Source organism: Reinekea blandensis MED297, assembly GCF_000153185.1.
In the GTDB taxonomy this organism is placed as follows: Bacteria; Pseudomonadota; Gammaproteobacteria; order Pseudomonadales; family Natronospirillaceae; genus Reinekea; species Reinekea blandensis.
The window spans coordinates 364,984-381,360 of sequence record NZ_CH724154.1 but is presented as its reverse complement, the minus strand read 5'-3'; the positions used below and the strand labels follow the sequence as shown (position 1 = coordinate 381,360).

Sequence of the window (16,377 nt, the reverse complement as noted above, 5' to 3'; positions counted from 1 at the left end):
TTGTATGCGGTGTTAATGATAACAAGGACTAACAATCCAATTCCGGATTGAAAGTTCAATCAAGTAGTCTGGTCACCAAACCAGTTTTGATAATAAAAATAGGGGAATCTAATGAAAGCTATTTTTGCAGTTTCTGCACTTGCTGCTGCTATCTCTGCTCAGGCAATTGCTGCTGATACTGAAGCGACAACAGAGTTCACTGGTGCTATGGATGCTCAGTTCATCCTGGACATGAACGCTGATCCTGTCACTTACGATGTTGATCTGAAAGAAGACGATTACAACTACGGTATTACTATGGAAACTACCGTTGTAAATGGTCCATTCTCTGGCTCAATCGGAATCGAATCTGACGAAGGTGCTACTGACTTCTTGATCGGTGATCTGGTTGTAACTGATGGCAAGTTATCTTTCGGTCAAGTTGGTAGCCTGATGGCAACTGATACCTATGTTGAAAGCATCAACGAAGACATGGAAGAAACTGCTCTTGATGTCGACGTTGCTTTCCGTTACATGGTCTCTGACGAACTAAGCGTACAGCTGCAAGGTTTGAACTTCGGTAAAGACGGCGAACCTGCTACTTACGATGCTGGTACCAAAACTGGTCTGGCCGCAGCGTATGCATCAGAAGCTGGTGCTTTGTCTTTCGCTGTTGAAGGCGAAGCTTACTTCTCTGGACCAGGCGCAGACGCAGATCTGGACCCTGAAATGTTCGCAGGTGCTGGCGTAACATATACTACGGACGCCGTTACCGTAATGGGTGTTGTTAACTACACTGGTACTTCTAACCCTAACGATGATAACTCTCTTGAGTATGTTGTTGCTGCTGAATCTACATTCGGCGATGCATCTGTTAAGGCTTCTTACCAAGAGCCTGACACTGCTGTAGAAACTAACAACGAAATCGCGAAAGTTGAAGTTGCGTACACAATGGACGCAATCACTGCTTCTGCTGGCTATATGCTGACCACTCTTGAAGACGCTGGTGATGAAGCGTTCGGTAAAGTTGCCTATGCAGCTGATGCCTATGAAGCTTCTGCAAAAGTAATTCTGGCTAACTTGGACGCTGCTGAAGCTGACGATCCTAAGCTGGAACTGCGTGCATCAACTACTTCTGACGCTGGCGTGACTTACTACGCTGAGTATGACTTCAAAACAGACGTAGACAACAAAGCTACATTGGGTGCGAAGTACTCTTTCTAATTTCAGATTCCTCTGAAAACTAGAAATCGGGCCAACCTTCGGGTTGGCCTTTTTTGTGCCCGTTATTTTTTGATAGAAGATTAGTTCTTAGGCTATGAGTTATGGTCGTTCAAATCGGGTTCCTTCTTAGGTTTTTTTAAACTGTTTTTGGGTTCATAAGTTTTACTATTCGATGAACAAAAAAAGCGCACCCGAAACGAATGCGCTGCGATTGATCATACAATTTGATTTTTAGTCGTTGGCGGATGCCATCTTTATTCTGTCAGTGAGGCTGGACCGTCTCTGGTCTCGGTATCATTATTCCGTTGAGCTCATGGGGAAGCTCTCTACCTAAGAAGCGATCTTCGTGCCAGTTTTCAAGCACCATGTTGTGCGGCTTACGAGGGTGCTAAAGGCTTTCCCTGGTCAAAGACTGGTCTGAGTTGGTGCGGTGCTGATGGACTCAGCACCGTGTTGAGTCATCGCGGATTGGTCGGATCAGTCTGGAGTCAGGCTCGTGGCGATCATGTCCAGTTCAGCCTGATTATCACGCAGTTGCTCCATTAATGGCACAACGTCTTTTGGGTCCAGACTCAAATGCTCATATACAGAATCATCAAACCGTTCAGGAACGGCTGGAATCATGTTGTACTCAGATAGCAGATGACGCGCCAAATAAATAAGGTGTGCTTGGTCGCTGTTGATACCCAGATACTGAGGATCGGACTGATATCGAACCCCCATTGTTACTTCACCCGGCATGTTCCAGCTGTGCATTAGGCTTGCGGCAATCTGATCTCGTGTAATTCCAAGAACGTGTTTTTCAATGTGTTGGTGATTGAGGTGCCGGTTCAGGCTGATCATGGCATTGGTGGTTTCAAAGTGCGGTCTGAAAGCATGCGCCATGATTAAATAGCCAAAGTTGTGCAACAGACCAGAGAGGTAACTCAGGCCAAAACCCGGACGAAACTCTCTGGGAATCGCACTGACAATCGTTCCGACGCAGGCAGCCACATAGACCGCCTGGTGCCAATAGGAAGGAAAGCCATGATCGTTATCTTGTGGAAGTTCGAGGGATTTGCCCAGTGACAAACCCAGGGCCAGGTTCATAACCAGGTCATAGCCCAGTACCCGTACGATAGCGTCTTGTACCGATTTAATAGAGCCGGGAGCTGAATAATATGACGAACTGGCCCAACTGACGACTTGTGCCGCGAGACTGGGATCACGTTCGACAATTTGAGACAGCTTCTCGATATTAGCGTCCGGGTCAACCCTTAACCGAATGATGGCCTGGGCGGTATCCGGTAGAGGTGGCACCTCGAGTGTTTCTTCCAGGCGTTGGCGAATACGCAATGCGGTAAATCGCGTGACTGCGCTGTTGATCTGCTCCCGGTCGTGATCAAAGAGGCTGAGCTCGTAATCAATATTCTGCAGTGGGAGCTCACTGGCGACACTGGCGATCTGAGTGTCGTCTTTTCTTCGTAGGCTGTTGCCATCTTTGACGGCTAACAATTGATCAGAAGCCCCCGAGTGAATATAGATTGGAGCTGCATCGAACAATCGTGTGTCGATAATGGTTTGGGCTTGAATGAAATCGTCAAAGGCTGGCAGTGTTTCTACCCCCAGTTTCTTTTTAAGTTTCGCGATCTCGCTTTGTGTCATTGGGTTCAGAGATCGATCCGTACAAGCCCTAACTTTATCCAACTCAACAATATCCCCTGAGCGAACAAAAACCTGAACCATGCCTTGATCGTCGTTCAGCAAACAGACTTCCGCACGATTGAGGTTCGGCTTGTTCGGTCCAAGCGCATGCGCAATGCTTTTGTGCGCTAAATGTTGACGGACAATAATGGGTATAGTTGCGTTGGCTTGTTGTCCCACGACGGGCGTTCCTTTTTGTTGTAGATTTCTCAAAGTCTAGGAAACAGTATAGACCGGCTCCATGTTTTTTGAGTGCATAACATCACAGCTTTACGGTCATTGGAAGCAGATTACACTTGAGCGTACCGATCTGCATTGATAAGCCAGCGGGCAATGATATGTGGGCTATGGGACGGATATTCCCGGTTCAGTCGATCCGCCAGAGCCGGTATGTGCTCCAGCAAATGCGCATCCCGTTCCATATCGGCAACCCGAAAGCCAACGGCACCGGTCTGGCGTGTGCCCAGTACTTCACCGGGGCCGCGTAGCTTCAGGTCCTCTTCGGCAATGACAAAGCCATCACTGGTTTGGCGCATGACCTCGAGCCGCTGTTTTCCCTGCTCAGACAAAGGTTGCCCGAACATAAGCAGGCAATAGCTCTCTGTAGTGCCACGCCCTACACGTCCGCGGAGCTGGTGAAGCTGGGCCAGGCCCAGTCGTTCCGGGTTTTCAATGATCATCACCGAAGCATTCGGCACATCAACACCGACCTCGATGACCGTAGTCGCGACCAGAATGTCGAGTTCACCGGCTTTAAAAGCAGCCATGAGGCGGGACTTGTCGGCCGCTTTCAGTTTGCCATGAAGTAAGCCGATTTGGCGCCCCGGCAATGCTTCTGCCAGGCGATTAGCCGTGGCTTCTGCCGCTTCGGCCTGCAGTTCTTCCGACTCCTCAATGAGTGTGCAGACCCAGTAGATTTGCCGGCCATCGTCGCAGGCCGCGTTGACACGCCGAATCACGGCTTCGCGTCGATCCTGGCTGATCACCGTTGTTGTGACCGGGGTTCGACCTGGCGGTAACTCATCGATGATGGAGATGTCCATATCTGCGAAGGCGGTCATGGCGAGGGTACGAGGAATCGGCGTCGCCGTCATGGTGAGTTGATGGGGCGTGCCGTTGTTGGCCTTCTCTTTCAGCGCCAGGCGCTGTTGCACGCCAAAGCGGTGTTGTTCATCGATGATGACCAATCCCAGATTGTGATAATCCACGCCTTTCTGAAACAGGGCATGGGTTCCGACTAGTAGCTGAACCTCGCCTCTTTCCAAACCGTCGAGCAATTGGTTGCGGTCTTTTCGCGATGTTTTACCCAGTAACAGGCCGATTGAAACGCCTAAGGGTTCGCACCAGGCCTGCATGTTTAGAAAATGCTGTTCGGCTAGCAGCTCGGTTGGAGCCATCAGGGCTACTTGCAAGCCCGATTCGATCGCCTGCAACGCGGCAATCAGAGCTACCAGTGTTTTTCCAGCGCCGACATCACCCTGAACCAACCGCAGCATTGGAAATGGGTGTGCCAGATCCTGAGCAATTTCACCGCACACTCGCTGTTGGGCACCGGTTAGTGAAAAAGGCAGTTGATCGCGTAATGCCGGCACCAATCGTTTGGATTTGGCAATTGGTTGTGCCCCGGTGGCTTGTGTTGCTTGCCGCAATGCCTGCAGGCTGAGGTGATGCGCGAGAAGCTCCTCGAAAGCCAGCCGTTGTTGAGCGGGGTGCTCGCCATCCAGTAGCGTTTGAGTGTCCGTGTTTGGGTCCGGCCGATGCAGTGTTCTCAGTGCATCGGTCAAAGAGGGTAATTGCCACGGAGTGAGCCAATCGGGTGGCAGCCATTCTGGGAGCCCTCCCTGCGCGTTAAGAACGTCCAGCGCTTGTTCAATGAGGTTGCGAAGCCGGATCTGATGAATGCCTTCCGTGGTCGGATACAGTGGTGTCAGGCGTTGATCCAGAGCTTCAAACTCACCCTGTTCTCGAACCTGATATTCCGGGTGAATCATCTCCAAACCGGTTGGTCCCATGCGAACTTCGCCGTAGCAGCGGATCGCTGCCCCGTTTTTCAGAACGTGTTGCTGCGCTTTTGTGAAATGGAACAGCCGGATGGTCAGTAATCCACTGCCGTCCTGAATCCGGCAGATCAAACTGCGGCGTCGACCAAAGGCAACCTGAGTACCGCGAATATCGCCTTCAATCACCACCGCCATGCCAAGTCGCAGAGAGCCAATCGGTGTGATTCGGGTTCGATCCTGGTATTTGTAGGGCAGGTGAAACAGCAAATCACCGATTGAGGTCAGTTCAAGTTGAGCCAGTTTATCGGCTAGTTTTGGCCCGGCGCCTTTTAGCCGGGAAATTGGTGCAGATAGGGTCAGTGCATTTTGCATAATCGAATAGCGGACTCAATCGCATCGATGGCGGAAGGTCTGGGAAAGCTGGTACGCCACGCCAATGCAACGGTTCGCGTCGGGCTGACGCCGGCAAACGGCCGGACTTTGACCAGATTTTCGTTGTAGAGGTGAGAACCGGTGGCCGAGCGAGGCAGAATGGTAATGCCGAGGTTGGAAGCGACCATGTGACGCAGGGTTTCTAACGATGTGCCGTCCGCCATGGTTTGTATGTGACCGTTTGGTTCTCGGGTTGCCATGGCAATGTTCGGGCAGGCATCCAGGATCTGATCGCGAAAGCAGTGACCTTCCCCAAGCAGCAGCAGTGGTTCGTTGGTTAAGGCTTCCGCCGGAATGGCAGACAGCTCAGCCAGAGGGTGAACAGCCGGTAAGAGAATGTCAAAAGGTTCATCATACAGCGGCTTGGTCAGAATGTCGGTTTCCACAAAGGGCAGTGCCAGTATGGCCACGTCGATTTGGCCATCCCGCAGGCGCTTGCGCAGGTTGCCGGTAAAGTTTTCATCGATCACTAAGGCCATGTCAGGAGCATGGGTACGTAATTGAGGGATGATGTGGGGCAGCAGGTAAGGCCCAATGGTGAAAATTACACCCAGTTTAAGTGGGCTGGACAGCTGGTTTTTACCCGATGCAGCTATGTCTTCAATGCGCAGGCTTTCTTCCAGTACGCGGTTCGCCTGGGTAACGATCTGTTCGCCCACCGGTGTGACCGTAACCCCCTGTTTATTGCGTTCAAAGATCGCCACGCCGAGCCGATCTTCAAGCTTCCGGATCGCCACGCTTAACGTTGGCTGTGACACCTGGCAGGCCGCGGCGGCACGCCCGAAGTGTTTTTCCTGAGCCAGCGAGACAATGTATTTCAGTTCGGTTAAGGTCATGGCGATGTCTGCGGTTTGTTTAGGCGAAAACTATCGGATTGTCGCATTTCATACAAGACTTTAATGTATCGGAGTTTAGCATGTCGGAAAAACTGGTCTTAGCCGGTGCCGGTCAACTGAATCGTCGCATCGCGCAGCGATGGCTGCGCAATGGCTCAGTGGAAGCGATGCGCTTATCAACACCAGAGCCAGCCCTCGGGTTTAATCAGGTGCAGGTGGATTTGGCTCAGTCTTATTGGCCGGACTTGGCGGCGGATATTCTGGTCGTCGCCCTGGCCAGTCGCGGTGAGCGAACTCTGGAGAACTATCGTCGGACTTACCTGGCGCCGTTGCAGCGTCTACATGAAAGTTTGCCTCAATGGCGTCATTGTCCTTCGCGAGTTTTGGTCGTCAGTTCCAGCCGGGTTTACGGCGAAGATGCTGGTGGCATCATTGATGACAATAGCCAAGCCTCGGCAGGCGATGAGCGGGCGGAGATCTTATTGGAGATGGAAGCCCTGGCCCAGTCGCTGCCGACAACAGTAACCATTGCTCGTTTGAGTGGTATTTATGGACCCGGACGAGACTGGTTAAAGCGCCGGGCATTGACCGCTGAAGCAGATTCTTACGCCGACAAGTGGACGAATCGTATTCACATTGACGATGCGGCGGCGGCCATTGTTCATCTGCTTCAGGTTGAATCACCCAGATCGCACTATATCGTCAGCGATTGTGAACCACAGACATTAACGACAATGTTCAATCTGTTTCGCAAACAAGAAGGCTTGCCGCTGTTTGATCTATCAGCCCCCCCTCAGCGTGGAAAACGGCTCAGCCCGATGGCATTAGCGGACAGTGGCTTTGAATGGCAGTACCCAACAGCGTTCAGTGGTGGTTATAACCTGGATTGACGAACATTTTCCAATGAGGGCAATGACGACTGTGAATCGGTTTGACTTAACAAACGATCCAGATCTGCGAAGGGCATGGGCCGGTGCAAGAAATAACCCTGAACAAACACATCGCCCATGCTGCTTAGCGCCTGCCATTGTTCCAAGGTTTCAACGCCCTCAATGATGATATCCATGTTCAATAGATGAGTGAGTTTGACCATCGAGGCCATGAAGTCGTAGTTTCTCGGATTGGTATCAATACCGGTCACAAAACTGCGGTCAATTTTGAGCCGGTCGATTTTAAGATCCCGAATGTACTCAAGGGATGAATGACCCGTACCGAAGTCATCGAGCGCGAAGCAGATGCCTTCGTTTTGCAGTTCGCTGATCAGAGCATTCACCTGCTCAATCTGCAGCGCCGCATTGTCTTCTGTGATCTCAAGGCAGATAGCGGTCGCAGGAATGCCCGGCTTCACCAAATACTGATGAATGTCGTCGATGAGTGTCGGCCGCAGCAGCGATGGAGACATATTAATAGTCAATTTACCCTGGTATCGGTTTTCCTGATATAGGGGCGCACACTCGTCCGCAATCGTGCGGTACAGCCAGTGGCTCAGTTTAATGGCCAGACCGTTTCGTTCACATAAATCCACGACCTTGTTGGGGGCAATCGGACCGAACGTTTTGTGTTTTACACGCATCAAGACTTCGGCTGCAACGATTTTCTTTGGATTGCTGATGGAGGCGATGGGTTGATAATGACAGGATAACGCGACATCGGACGGTTTGCCCTGGAACAACTGGATCAGACTGTTCAGAACGGCTTTTTCCTGTCGATGAGCATCAGACAAGGTGTCAGTGTGAACGATAACCGGCTGTCGTTTTTCGACGGCACGTTGTTTGGCCAACAATGCTTTTTGATAGCGGTGTCGCCAGGCCGAACTTTGATCTGAGGGTTCATCAATACCAATCGCCAGACGAATCGGAAACTGAGAGTCTTTATAAGACCAGGTAAAGGCATAGGCTTGCGAAAGTAAGAGCTGCCAGTCATCGGTCGTTCGCAGAGCCTGTCCATCGGACACGATCATAAATTCATCCTGACTGATCGCGATTAATTGATCGCCGGGCGTCAGAACTTTAGTCAATCGCTTGCCAACGGTCTGCGTCAGGATGTCGGTGTCACTGGGCGATAGCTCGGACTGTAGCGCACGGTAATTTAGAATCTGACAGGCAATAACGTGCGTGCCTGGGCGTATGGTACGTTCATCATTGAGATAGTTCTGATTGGGTAAGCCGGTCAGTCGATCGAAGCGATTCTGTCGTCGCAAGTAAAAAAGCATCATCAGCATGTAAGTAATGGTGATGGCCAACACGCCAACGATGATCATGCGAAAATTGGCAAGGCGTATACGTGACGTATCGATTTCCTGCATTAACGCGCTGCTGTCACCGCCGACAAAGTTATCGATCAGAATCTGTTTGATGTCCTGTCGGATGTTTGACCATTCTACAAGTAACGGGTCGAGATCAAGGCTTTGTGCATTTGAGAAGACCAGCGGTTCCAGTGCCTGATAGCGCAGGAACAGAGATTGGATACGGTCATGGTTGTCTTCATGCAGTCGTGTGGTTAAGGACTCTCGGCCCACACTCAGATACTGAAAGCGGCTCCAGAGTATGTCATAGCGCAGGATCACCTCATCGGGCGAGCCCGCGTTGTTGGCTCTTAACTGTAGTGCGAGATCGAAGGCGGATGCCTCCTGATCGAAACGCGTCAGGTTCCAGGTAGCGATGCGCAGATCACTCATCGATATTCGGCTCAGTTGTCGATCACTGAGTACTCCTTGAATGCTTCCAACCAGCATGGCGCCCAGTACAGCCACCAGTACTCCGATCGCCAGGCGGGAGCTGAACAGGTTTTGCAGGGTTAGTGACACTTTTCTCAAAATGCTGAGATCCGAGGTTATTCCAACGTGATCCGGTTAAGCTGCCAAACCATTAACCGATGATACTGTGGCGTGTTGAGTTCAGGTTGTTCGGTCAGTGGCAACATGACCCAAATCGGGCCTTTGTCCCTGACAGACATCGGTTGCGCGTTTTGTCGAATGGCAAGGATGGGGTCGAGGTTGGTCAGTTCACCCTTATCGGTGGTGACTGAATAGTCGTTCAGCGCGGTCAGTGTGATCTGAGCATAGTCGTAACCGTACTGATTGAGTAAGGTTTTCAGCGCTGGCCCCTGAAATGTCATTTCACCTTCAAAAAACGGGGTTGCAGTAGTGATTGATTCTTGACTCGTCTGCAACAGGTCATTCATCGTCAACTCGGTGACCTGATTATTACCTTTGATCGTCAGCACGATGGCATCGCTGGCAAACACAGGGCTTGTCAGCAGAGTTGAGAGCAATACCAATACAATTAAAGGGCGTTTCATGAAGGTCTCCACCAGAGTTTAAAGGCCGCAATGGTAGAATAGACGATTTAGAGGTGCTGTTTAAAAATTGTGCTTAAACGATTCAGTTGCGTCGGATTTTTGCCGCGTATTTGTTAGGTTTGTCGTGTCTTTCTGACGCTTATTGACTCAGCCAGTCTTGATAAGTGATCAGCGCCAGTGCTTCGCCAAGTTGATAACTGGCCATGCCGCCCTGTACGCCCTGATTGTTGAGGTTTTTTTCATAAACGGTCCACAGTGCGTCCTGAATGTCCCAGCGTGGCTGGGCTCTCAGATACTCCTGATAACAGACAAGGGTCTCTCGGAGTGCCTCCGGCCATTGTGATCGTACGGATTCAGGGGCTCGAATGTCTGTCCACCACAGTAACCAGGCTGACGCTTGCCAAACGGGGTCGGGTGCCTGCCACAAGGACCAGTACGCCAGAATGTCTGCATCGTACTCGTGTGCGTAACCGGCCCAATGGGCCAACTCATGCGTCATCACCATGGGTTTGGCCGCAGGGAAGATGTTTCGGTTGACCGTCGGCTCGCCGGTAAAGGGAACATAGACGCCCCCGATGCTGAGGCGGGTGTAGATGGCTGACCAGGCAGAAAAGCTGATGTTTCGGTTTGGTGGTGGCGTTAAATCGGCCGCGGCCATAGCCGAATGCAGAAATGCGGATGGGCGCGCGGGTGAAAACAGGTCTTCCAAAGCGCACAAATCGGTGGAATCTGGGAGTTGGTTCAGCGTTTGCCGGGTCTGCTCGAGTGCGAACGCCCAGTGACCGTCGACCAGTCGGGTGTTGAAGCCGCGTTCTTGCAGTTGGCTGTAAAGGGTTGGGCGATGATAGTTCATCCCCCAAGTGATCATCATCAGCAGATACAGCGATACACCCCACAGTAATGTTTCCAAAACCATCGTCGGTAGCCGGCGGATCAGGTTGGCGCGCCACAACCACAACATCCGTAATAAAAACAACAAGGGAACTGCAACCCACAGCGTATCGGCCAGGGCAAACCCACGTGGCTGCGGTAAATGTCGCATACCAGACTGAATAAGGGGGTAAAGTGTTTCTCCGTAGACAGCCTCAAGGAAGGCCGCTGCGCTGTCCGGCCAGTGCGTCAGCAGGATGCTCAGGGCTATGCCTGCAATCACCAGTATCAATCGCCACCGCATCAGGTTGCTCCTATTTTAGTCAACGCGCTGATCAGCGCACGACCCGATAGCAGGGTACATATTCGCTGCCCGGCAGCTTCATACGACCTTGGCTGACGAAGGCATTCAAGAGTTCATCCAGTGGTTCCATGATCTCGTTGTCACCGTGGATCTCGAAGGGCCCGTGTTTTTCAATGGCGACTAAGCCTTGCTCCTTGACGTTCCCGGCCACGATGCCGCTGAACGCGCGCCGCAAGTTAGCGGCCAGTTCGTGAACCGGCATGTCTTTGCTGAGCTGCAACTGACTCATGTTGTCGTGAGTCGCATCGAATGGATGCTGATAGTGCTCATCAATGGTCAACTGCCAGTTAAAGTGAAAGGCATCGTTGGTCGCTTTGCGATACTCGGTGACTTTTTTCATGCCCAGCGCCATTTCACGCGCGGCTGCAGTGAAATCATCGACAATGATCTTGTATTTCTGCTGGGCTTCGAAGCCCAGGGTTCGGGCAATAAACTCATGCAGTTGTTTAAAGTAATCAGCCGATTCCGCCGGACCGGTGAGAATCAGAGGGAACGGAATGTCGCGGTTGGCTGGGTGGAGCAGGATGCCGAGCAGATAAAGCAGTTCTTCCGCGGTACCAGCGCCACCGGGGAAGATAATGATGCCGTGTCCGAGACGGACAAAGGCTTCAAGTCGTTTCTCAATGTCTGGGAGAATGGCCAGTTCATTAACAATGGGGTTCGGGGCTTCGGCCGCAATGATGCCCGGCTCGGTTAAACCGATATAACGCGCATTCAGAATGCGCTGCTTGGCATGAGCGATAGTCGCGCCTTTCATCGGGCCTTTCATGGCACCGGGGCCGCACCCGGTACAGACATCCAGACCGCGGTACCCCAGCTCGTGGCCGACCTCTTTGGTGTACTTGTACTCTATTTTATTAATCGAATGCCCACCCCAGCAGACGACGATGCGCGGTTCTTCACCCGGACACATCATGCGTGCGTTGCGCAGAAAGTGGAACACGTAGTCGGTGATGTCCGAGCCGCTGTTCAGGTCGATGAGCGGGCTTTCGCGCTCACTTTCGGCATAGACAATATCGCGCAAGGCGGCGAAGACCATTTCGCGGGTGGAAGTGATCATTTCGCCATCGACGAACGCATCGGCCGGTGCATTGTAGAGATTCAGCCGAATGCCCCGGTCCTGCTGCACGATGTCGATCTTAAAGTCTGGGTAAGCCTCCAGAATGGTTTTGGCATTGTCGCTGTCCGATCCCGTATTCAGGATGGCCAGAACACAACGCCGGAACAGTTCATACAGGCCGTTTTCACCGGCCTCTTTCAGTTTGGCGACCTCGGTTTGGGAGAGCACCTCCAAAGAACCGATGGGAGTGATCGATGCGTTGATCGTTGGATGTGATTGCATAATTTTCTCTTATTGTTGCCGCTGTGTTCACCCGGTAAGGGCAATACAGTGGTCATCTATGTTCGTTACCTGGTTCGCGAACCCGGGTCAACAGTTGCCGACATTGCTCGCGCATCGGGATGGGGTCTTTAACCGTGATGCTGTCGTTTGACTCGCCGTGTTCAGCCTGTGCCAGCAGCCGACTGATCCAGAAGCGCAGTGCAGACTGAACCTGCAGTTTTGGCAGGGCATTACGTTCCGCACTGCTCAGGGATCGACGCTGATGATACCTCTCGATAAAGGCTGCACATTGCTCCGGATCGACCTGATGCTGCGTGTCTAAACACCAGTCATTCATGGTAATGGCAATGTCTAAAGCATAGCTGTCCCGCCCGGCAAAGTACCAATCAATGATGCCGGCAACCTCATTACCATCAAAGAGGGCGTTGTCATGAAACAGGTCCGCATGAATCACGCCTTCCGGTAAATCGTCGGGAATTGCGCGAATGATGGCCAGCGCCGCGTTCATTAGCTGCTGGTCAGGCGCCGACAGTGAGGGCAGCACACGACTCGCTTGCCGCTCTATCCAGCCGCGATTATGAGAATGCCGCTGATCGGTTTGAAAGCTTAACGTGGCATTGTGAATGTCCGCCAAGGCCTGGGCAATTTTCAGCGCACAGGCGGGTGAGGCCTGTACATGTTGTCCAGTCAGTCGCTCTATGAAAACCGCCGGCTTACCTTTGACGATTTGCAGAAACTGGCCATCCCGGTCCCGGAATGGTTGTGGCACCTTGCAGTGTCGGGCATGCAGATGTTCACCCAGCTGCAGAAAAAACGGCAGTTCGTCCGCGCTGTGTTTTTCAAAGACGGTCAGTACCAGCTCATGTTGATCGGTGGAGACAAAATAGTTGGTGTTTTCAACGCCCGCGCTGATGCCCTGATGACGGACATAGACCCCCAGGTCATAGTCGGCCAGTAAATGCATGACATCCTGTTCAGACAGCTCGGTATAGACAGACATAAATATTGCTTGGCAGTTCGTTCAATGGGCGCTGATTATTTCATAGCAATGGCGTCGGCGGCTACACAGGCGTTTAAATCGCGGTTCGAAGCCTTACGGCAGGCGCCTATCCGTGCCTAGCTTGTGGGTTAACCCGTGTTACACTAGTGCCCTGAGTCAGCAGTTCGTCTGCTATCAGCGAGCCATTTAAGTGCTCTGGCAAGGCGTGTCTCGAAGGTAATGGTTGCTCCATTGGCAAGAGACAGAACGACGCCAGAGGGCCTGAATGGCGCGCCCGCAGGGAGCTCATGGAAAGCCCGATTACGGCGTTGCGCTTCTTGAAAAGATCACAATATTTCCTGCGAAGTGCGCCTTATACTCTACCTTTCCATGAGCTCTGAAACTAGGCGAACTGCTGACTCAGGACACTAGCGCCCTTTTGACATTAAATTTTAGTCTGGAAATCTGTATATGGCCGAATCTTCAGTCCCTGTCGTCCTGGTCGACGGGTCCTCGTACCTTTTTCGGGCCTTTCACGCCCTGCCGCCACTGGCTAACTCGGAAGGTCTGCAGACCGGTGCCATCAAAGGCGTGGTATCGATGCTGCGCAACCTCTTGAAGATGTACCCGGACAGCCCGGTGGCCGTCGTGTTCGACGCCAAAGGGCCCACCTTTCGCAACGAGATGTACGATCAATACAAGGCCAATCGTCCGCCCATGCCGGAAGAGCTGCGTGAGCAGATCGAACCGATTCACGACTGTGTCCGTGCGATGGGCTTGCCGCTGTTGTGCATTCCGGGCGTGGAGGCCGATGACGTCATTGGCACACTAGCGGCGCAGGCGACCAGCTGCGGACGGGATTGCGTGATCAGTACCGGTGATAAGGACATGGCTCAACTGGTCAGTCCGCACGTAACGCTGATTAATACCATGAAGAATGAAACCATGGATGTGCCCGGCGTCGAGACGAAATACGGCTTTGGTCCGGACAAAATGATCGATTATCTGGCCCTGATGGGTGATAAGGTCGATAACATTCCCGGCGTACCTGGCGTTGGTGAAAAAACCGCACTGGCGCTGATTCAGGGCTTAGGTGGCCTGGACGACATCTACAGTCGGCTTGATGAGGTCAAAGATCTGACCTTCCGTGGTGCCAAGACCATGGCCGCCAAACTGGAACAGCATAAAGAACAGGCTTACCTGAGTTACGAGTTGGCGACGATCAAACTCGATGTTGAGCTGGAGACCACCATTAACGATATCCAGCCGGACCCGATTGATAACGATCGATTGCTGGCGCTGTTCAAGCGGTTTGAGTTTCGAACCTGGGTTCGTGAAATGAGCGGTGACGATGCCTCATCTCCGGCCAAATCAGAGACCAAAACGTCAGCCCCAACCGTTCAGGCCGAACAGACACCGGAGTCGATCGAGCCCGAATCGACCGACTACCGGTTGATTACGACTCAGGACGGAGTCGATGAACTGGTTCAGGAAGCTCAGCGAACGCAACGCCTGGCGTATCTTCCGGTCTTTGTGAAAGGTCATTATCTGGAACCGAACTGGGTTGGTCTGGCCTTGGCGACGGAACCTGGTCGAGGCTGGTATCTGGTCTTTCAATCGGAAGAATCTAAGGTGTTGGACGAAGCCGAAGTCTTTAATAAGCTGATTCCGTTGTTTGAGGATCATGCCATTGTGAAAACCGGCTATGACATCAAAGCCGACTATCACTGGTTTAATGCACTGAACATCAGCCCATCACGACTGCTGAATGACGTTCAGGTGATGGCGTTTGTGTATGACAGTACCTTAAAACGGGATAAGTCGCTGAGCGCTCATTTTTCGCACCTGTCCATCGACAACCTGGTCATTCAGTACCTGCAAAAATCCCCGAAGACCGTCGAGGATTACCTCGGTAAGGCCGGTAAGCGTCAGCTGAGCCCGTCAGCGGTGAAGGCCGACGACATAGGTCAGTGGTGGGCTGAGCGAGCCGATTTTGTATTGCGTTTAGGTCAATGGCTGGAGCAGGGGTTGGCCAGTCGTCAGCTGAGCCGGGTCTATCAGGAAATTGAACGGCCGTTGTCGAAAACACTGGCGGCCATTGAAGAAAATGGCGTGAAGCTGGATGTTGAGTTTGTTCATGAGTTAAGTACCCGGTTTAAGCGCGATCTCGAGGACATTGAACGACAGGCGCACGATCTGGCCGGAGTCGAGTTCAACCTCGATTCTCCAAAACAGCTGGCCGACGTGCTGTTTGAACGCATGGGCTTGCCGGTTAAATCCAAAACCGCCAGTGGTGCGCCTTCGACCAACGAAGAGGTGCTGACTGAACTGGCGGCCGAGCACGAGTTACCGCGCCTCATTTTGCAGTCCCGGCGGCTACGTAAGCTGGTGGGCACCTATACCGACCCTTTACCGACGATGACCATCGATCACGATGGCGATCAGCGTTTGCACACCACCTACAACCAAACCGGAGCGCAGACCGGGCGTTTAAACTCAAACGATCCGAACCTGCAGAACATTCCGGTGCGTTCTGAAGAAGGGCGTTCCATACGGAAAGCCTTTGTGGCCCCGCAAGGGTATCGGATTGTCGCTGCCGACTATTCACAGATTGAACTGCGCATCATGACGCACCTGAGTCAGGATGCGAACCTCATTCAGGCCTTCCGTGAGGGCAAAGATATTCACCGCGCGACTGCCGCAGAAGTCATGGGCATTGAAGAAGAGCAGGTCAGTGCGGAGCAGCGACGCTCAGCCAAAGCCATTAACTTTGGCCTGATTTATGGTATGTCGGCCTTCGGCCTGGCTCGTCAGTTGGGTATCAGCCGTACTGAAGCCAAAACCTATGTCGATGCTTATTTTGAGCGATATCCGGGTGTGCGTCGCTACATGGATGAAACCCGTGCCGAAGCGGCCGAGTCTGGTTACGTTGAAACCGTCTTCGGACGTCGTTTGTATTTGCCCGGCATACAGTCGTCCAATCAGATTGCACGAAAGGCCGCAGAGCGCACCGCGATTAATGCACCGATGCAAGGAACCGCCGCTGATATTATCAAGATGGCCATGGTCGATGTGGATAACTGGCTGAGCAACAGCTCACTGCGCGCCAGGATGATCATGCAGGTGCATGATGAACTGGTGTTCGAAGTGCACGAGGACGATGTCGCTGCGCTTACCGAAGGTGTGCGATTCCGTATGCAGCACTGCGCCAATCTGGATGTTCCGCTCATCGTGGATGTCGATACCGGCGCCTCCTGGGAAGAGGCGCACTGATAAAAACATTCTTCATCTGTTGAATGGGTTTGCGAAAAGTCCGTTCATTGGCTTTATTTACCGAAGGGCTGCCAAAAAGCCCTTTGTCATGATCT

Annotated in this window: 11 protein-coding genes; 3 read left to right on the top strand and 8 right to left on the bottom strand. The window is 52.4% G+C overall.

The genetic code is table 11. The features are described from left to right. Positions 1–111: 111 nt before the first annotated feature. Positions 112–1,203 (top strand): hypothetical protein, encoded by a 1,092-nt coding sequence (locus MED297_RS19365; protein ID WP_008048030.1) that lies wholly within the window; start codon positions 112–114, stop codon positions 1,201–1,203. 477 nt (positions 1,204–1,680) lie between these two features. Here MED297_RS19365 and MED297_RS19360 read toward each other — a convergent pair whose 3' ends face one another. The 3 genes from MED297_RS19360 to MED297_RS19350 all read right to left on the bottom strand — a co-directional run bounded on the left by MED297_RS19360 (position 1,681) and on the right by MED297_RS19350 (position 6,154). Beyond that, positions 1,681–3,066, bottom strand: a complete 1,386-nt coding sequence (locus tag MED297_RS19360; RefSeq protein WP_008048029.1) for an aminoacyl-tRNA deacylase and HDOD domain-containing protein — start codon at positions 3,064–3,066, stop codon at positions 1,681–1,683. A 110-nt stretch (positions 3,067–3,176) separates the two neighbouring features. After that, complete coding sequence (gene recG, locus MED297_RS19355) at positions 3,177–5,258, bottom strand: ATP-dependent DNA helicase RecG (RefSeq protein ID WP_008048028.1); 2,082 nt, start codon at positions 5,256–5,258, stop codon at positions 3,177–3,179. Further along, complete coding sequence (locus MED297_RS19350; RefSeq protein WP_008048027.1) at positions 5,243–6,154, bottom strand: hydrogen peroxide-inducible genes activator; 912 nt, start codon at positions 6,152–6,154, stop codon at positions 5,243–5,245. The genes recG and MED297_RS19350 overlap by 16 nt, the downstream gene beginning before the upstream one ends. A gap of 80 nt (positions 6,155–6,234) precedes the next feature. Between MED297_RS19350 and MED297_RS19345 the strand changes: the two genes are divergently transcribed. Next, positions 6,235–7,044, top strand: coding sequence for a Rossmann-fold NAD(P)-binding domain-containing protein (locus tag MED297_RS19345; RefSeq protein WP_008048026.1), 810 nt, complete (start codon positions 6,235–6,237; stop codon positions 7,042–7,044). On the opposite strand, the gene MED297_RS19340 is transcribed toward MED297_RS19345, so the two are convergent. The 5 genes from MED297_RS19340 to MED297_RS19320 form a co-directional block, all read right to left on the bottom strand. Beyond that, positions 7,029–8,960 (bottom strand): bifunctional diguanylate cyclase/phosphodiesterase, encoded by a 1,932-nt coding sequence (locus MED297_RS19340; protein WP_008048025.1) that lies wholly within the window; start codon positions 8,958–8,960, stop codon positions 7,029–7,031. The two genes, MED297_RS19345 and MED297_RS19340, sit on opposite strands and share 16 nt — an antisense overlap. Positions 8,961–8,986: 26 nt before the next feature. After that, positions 8,987–9,454, bottom strand: coding sequence for a putative pterin-binding protein (locus MED297_RS19335; protein WP_050762958.1), 468 nt, complete (start codon positions 9,452–9,454; stop codon positions 8,987–8,989). 139 nt (positions 9,455–9,593) lie between these two features. After that, a complete protein-coding gene (locus MED297_RS19330) occupies positions 9,594–10,628 on the bottom strand; it encodes a DUF3810 family protein (protein WP_008048023.1) in 1,035 nt (344 codons plus the stop codon). A 31-nt stretch (positions 10,629–10,659) separates the two neighbouring features. Then, positions 10,660–12,030, bottom strand: coding sequence for a nucleotide 5'-monophosphate nucleosidase PpnN (gene ppnN / locus MED297_RS19325; RefSeq protein WP_008048022.1), 1,371 nt, complete (start codon positions 12,028–12,030; stop codon positions 10,660–10,662). Positions 12,031–12,082: 52 nt separating this feature from the next. After that, on the bottom strand, positions 12,083–13,030 hold the full coding sequence (locus tag MED297_RS19320; protein ID WP_008048021.1) for a homoserine kinase: 948 nt from the start codon (positions 13,028–13,030) through the stop codon (positions 12,083–12,085). Positions 13,031–13,480: 450 nt separating this feature from the next. Here MED297_RS19320 and polA point away from each other — a divergent pair, with 450 nt between their 5' ends. Further along, a complete protein-coding gene (polA, locus tag MED297_RS19315; RefSeq protein WP_008048012.1) occupies positions 13,481–16,282 on the top strand; it encodes a DNA polymerase I in 2,802 nt (933 codons plus the stop codon). The last annotated feature ends 95 nt before the right edge of the window (positions 16,283–16,377 follow it).

Excerpts from the sequence above, each read along its gene's own strand:
- MED297_RS19365 (WP_008048030.1), top strand. The coding sequence starts at position 112 with ATGAAAGCTATTTTTGCAGTTTCTGCACTTGCTGCTGCTATCTCTGCT.
- recG (WP_008048028.1), bottom strand. The coding sequence starts at position 5,258 with ATGCAAAATGCACTGACCCTATCTGCACCAATTTCCCGGCTAAAAGGC.
- MED297_RS19350 (WP_008048027.1), bottom strand. The coding sequence starts at position 6,154 with ATGACCTTAACCGAACTGAAATACATTGTCTCGCTGGCTCAGGAAAAA.
- MED297_RS19345 (WP_008048026.1), top strand. The coding sequence starts at position 6,235 with ATGTCGGAAAAACTGGTCTTAGCCGGTGCCGGTCAACTGAATCGTCGC.
- MED297_RS19335 (WP_050762958.1), bottom strand. The coding sequence starts at position 9,454 with ATGAAACGCCCTTTAATTGTATTGGTATTGCTCTCAACTCTGCTGACA.
- MED297_RS19330 (WP_008048023.1), bottom strand. The coding sequence starts at position 10,628 with ATGCGGTGGCGATTGATACTGGTGATTGCAGGCATAGCCCTGAGCATC.
- ppnN (WP_008048022.1), bottom strand. The coding sequence starts at position 12,030 with ATGCAATCACATCCAACGATCAACGCATCGATCACTCCCATCGGTTCT.
- MED297_RS19320 (WP_008048021.1), bottom strand. The coding sequence starts at position 13,030 with ATGTCTGTCTATACCGAGCTGTCTGAACAGGATGTCATGCATTTACTG.
- polA (WP_008048012.1), top strand. The coding sequence starts at position 13,481 with ATGGCCGAATCTTCAGTCCCTGTCGTCCTGGTCGACGGGTCCTCGTAC.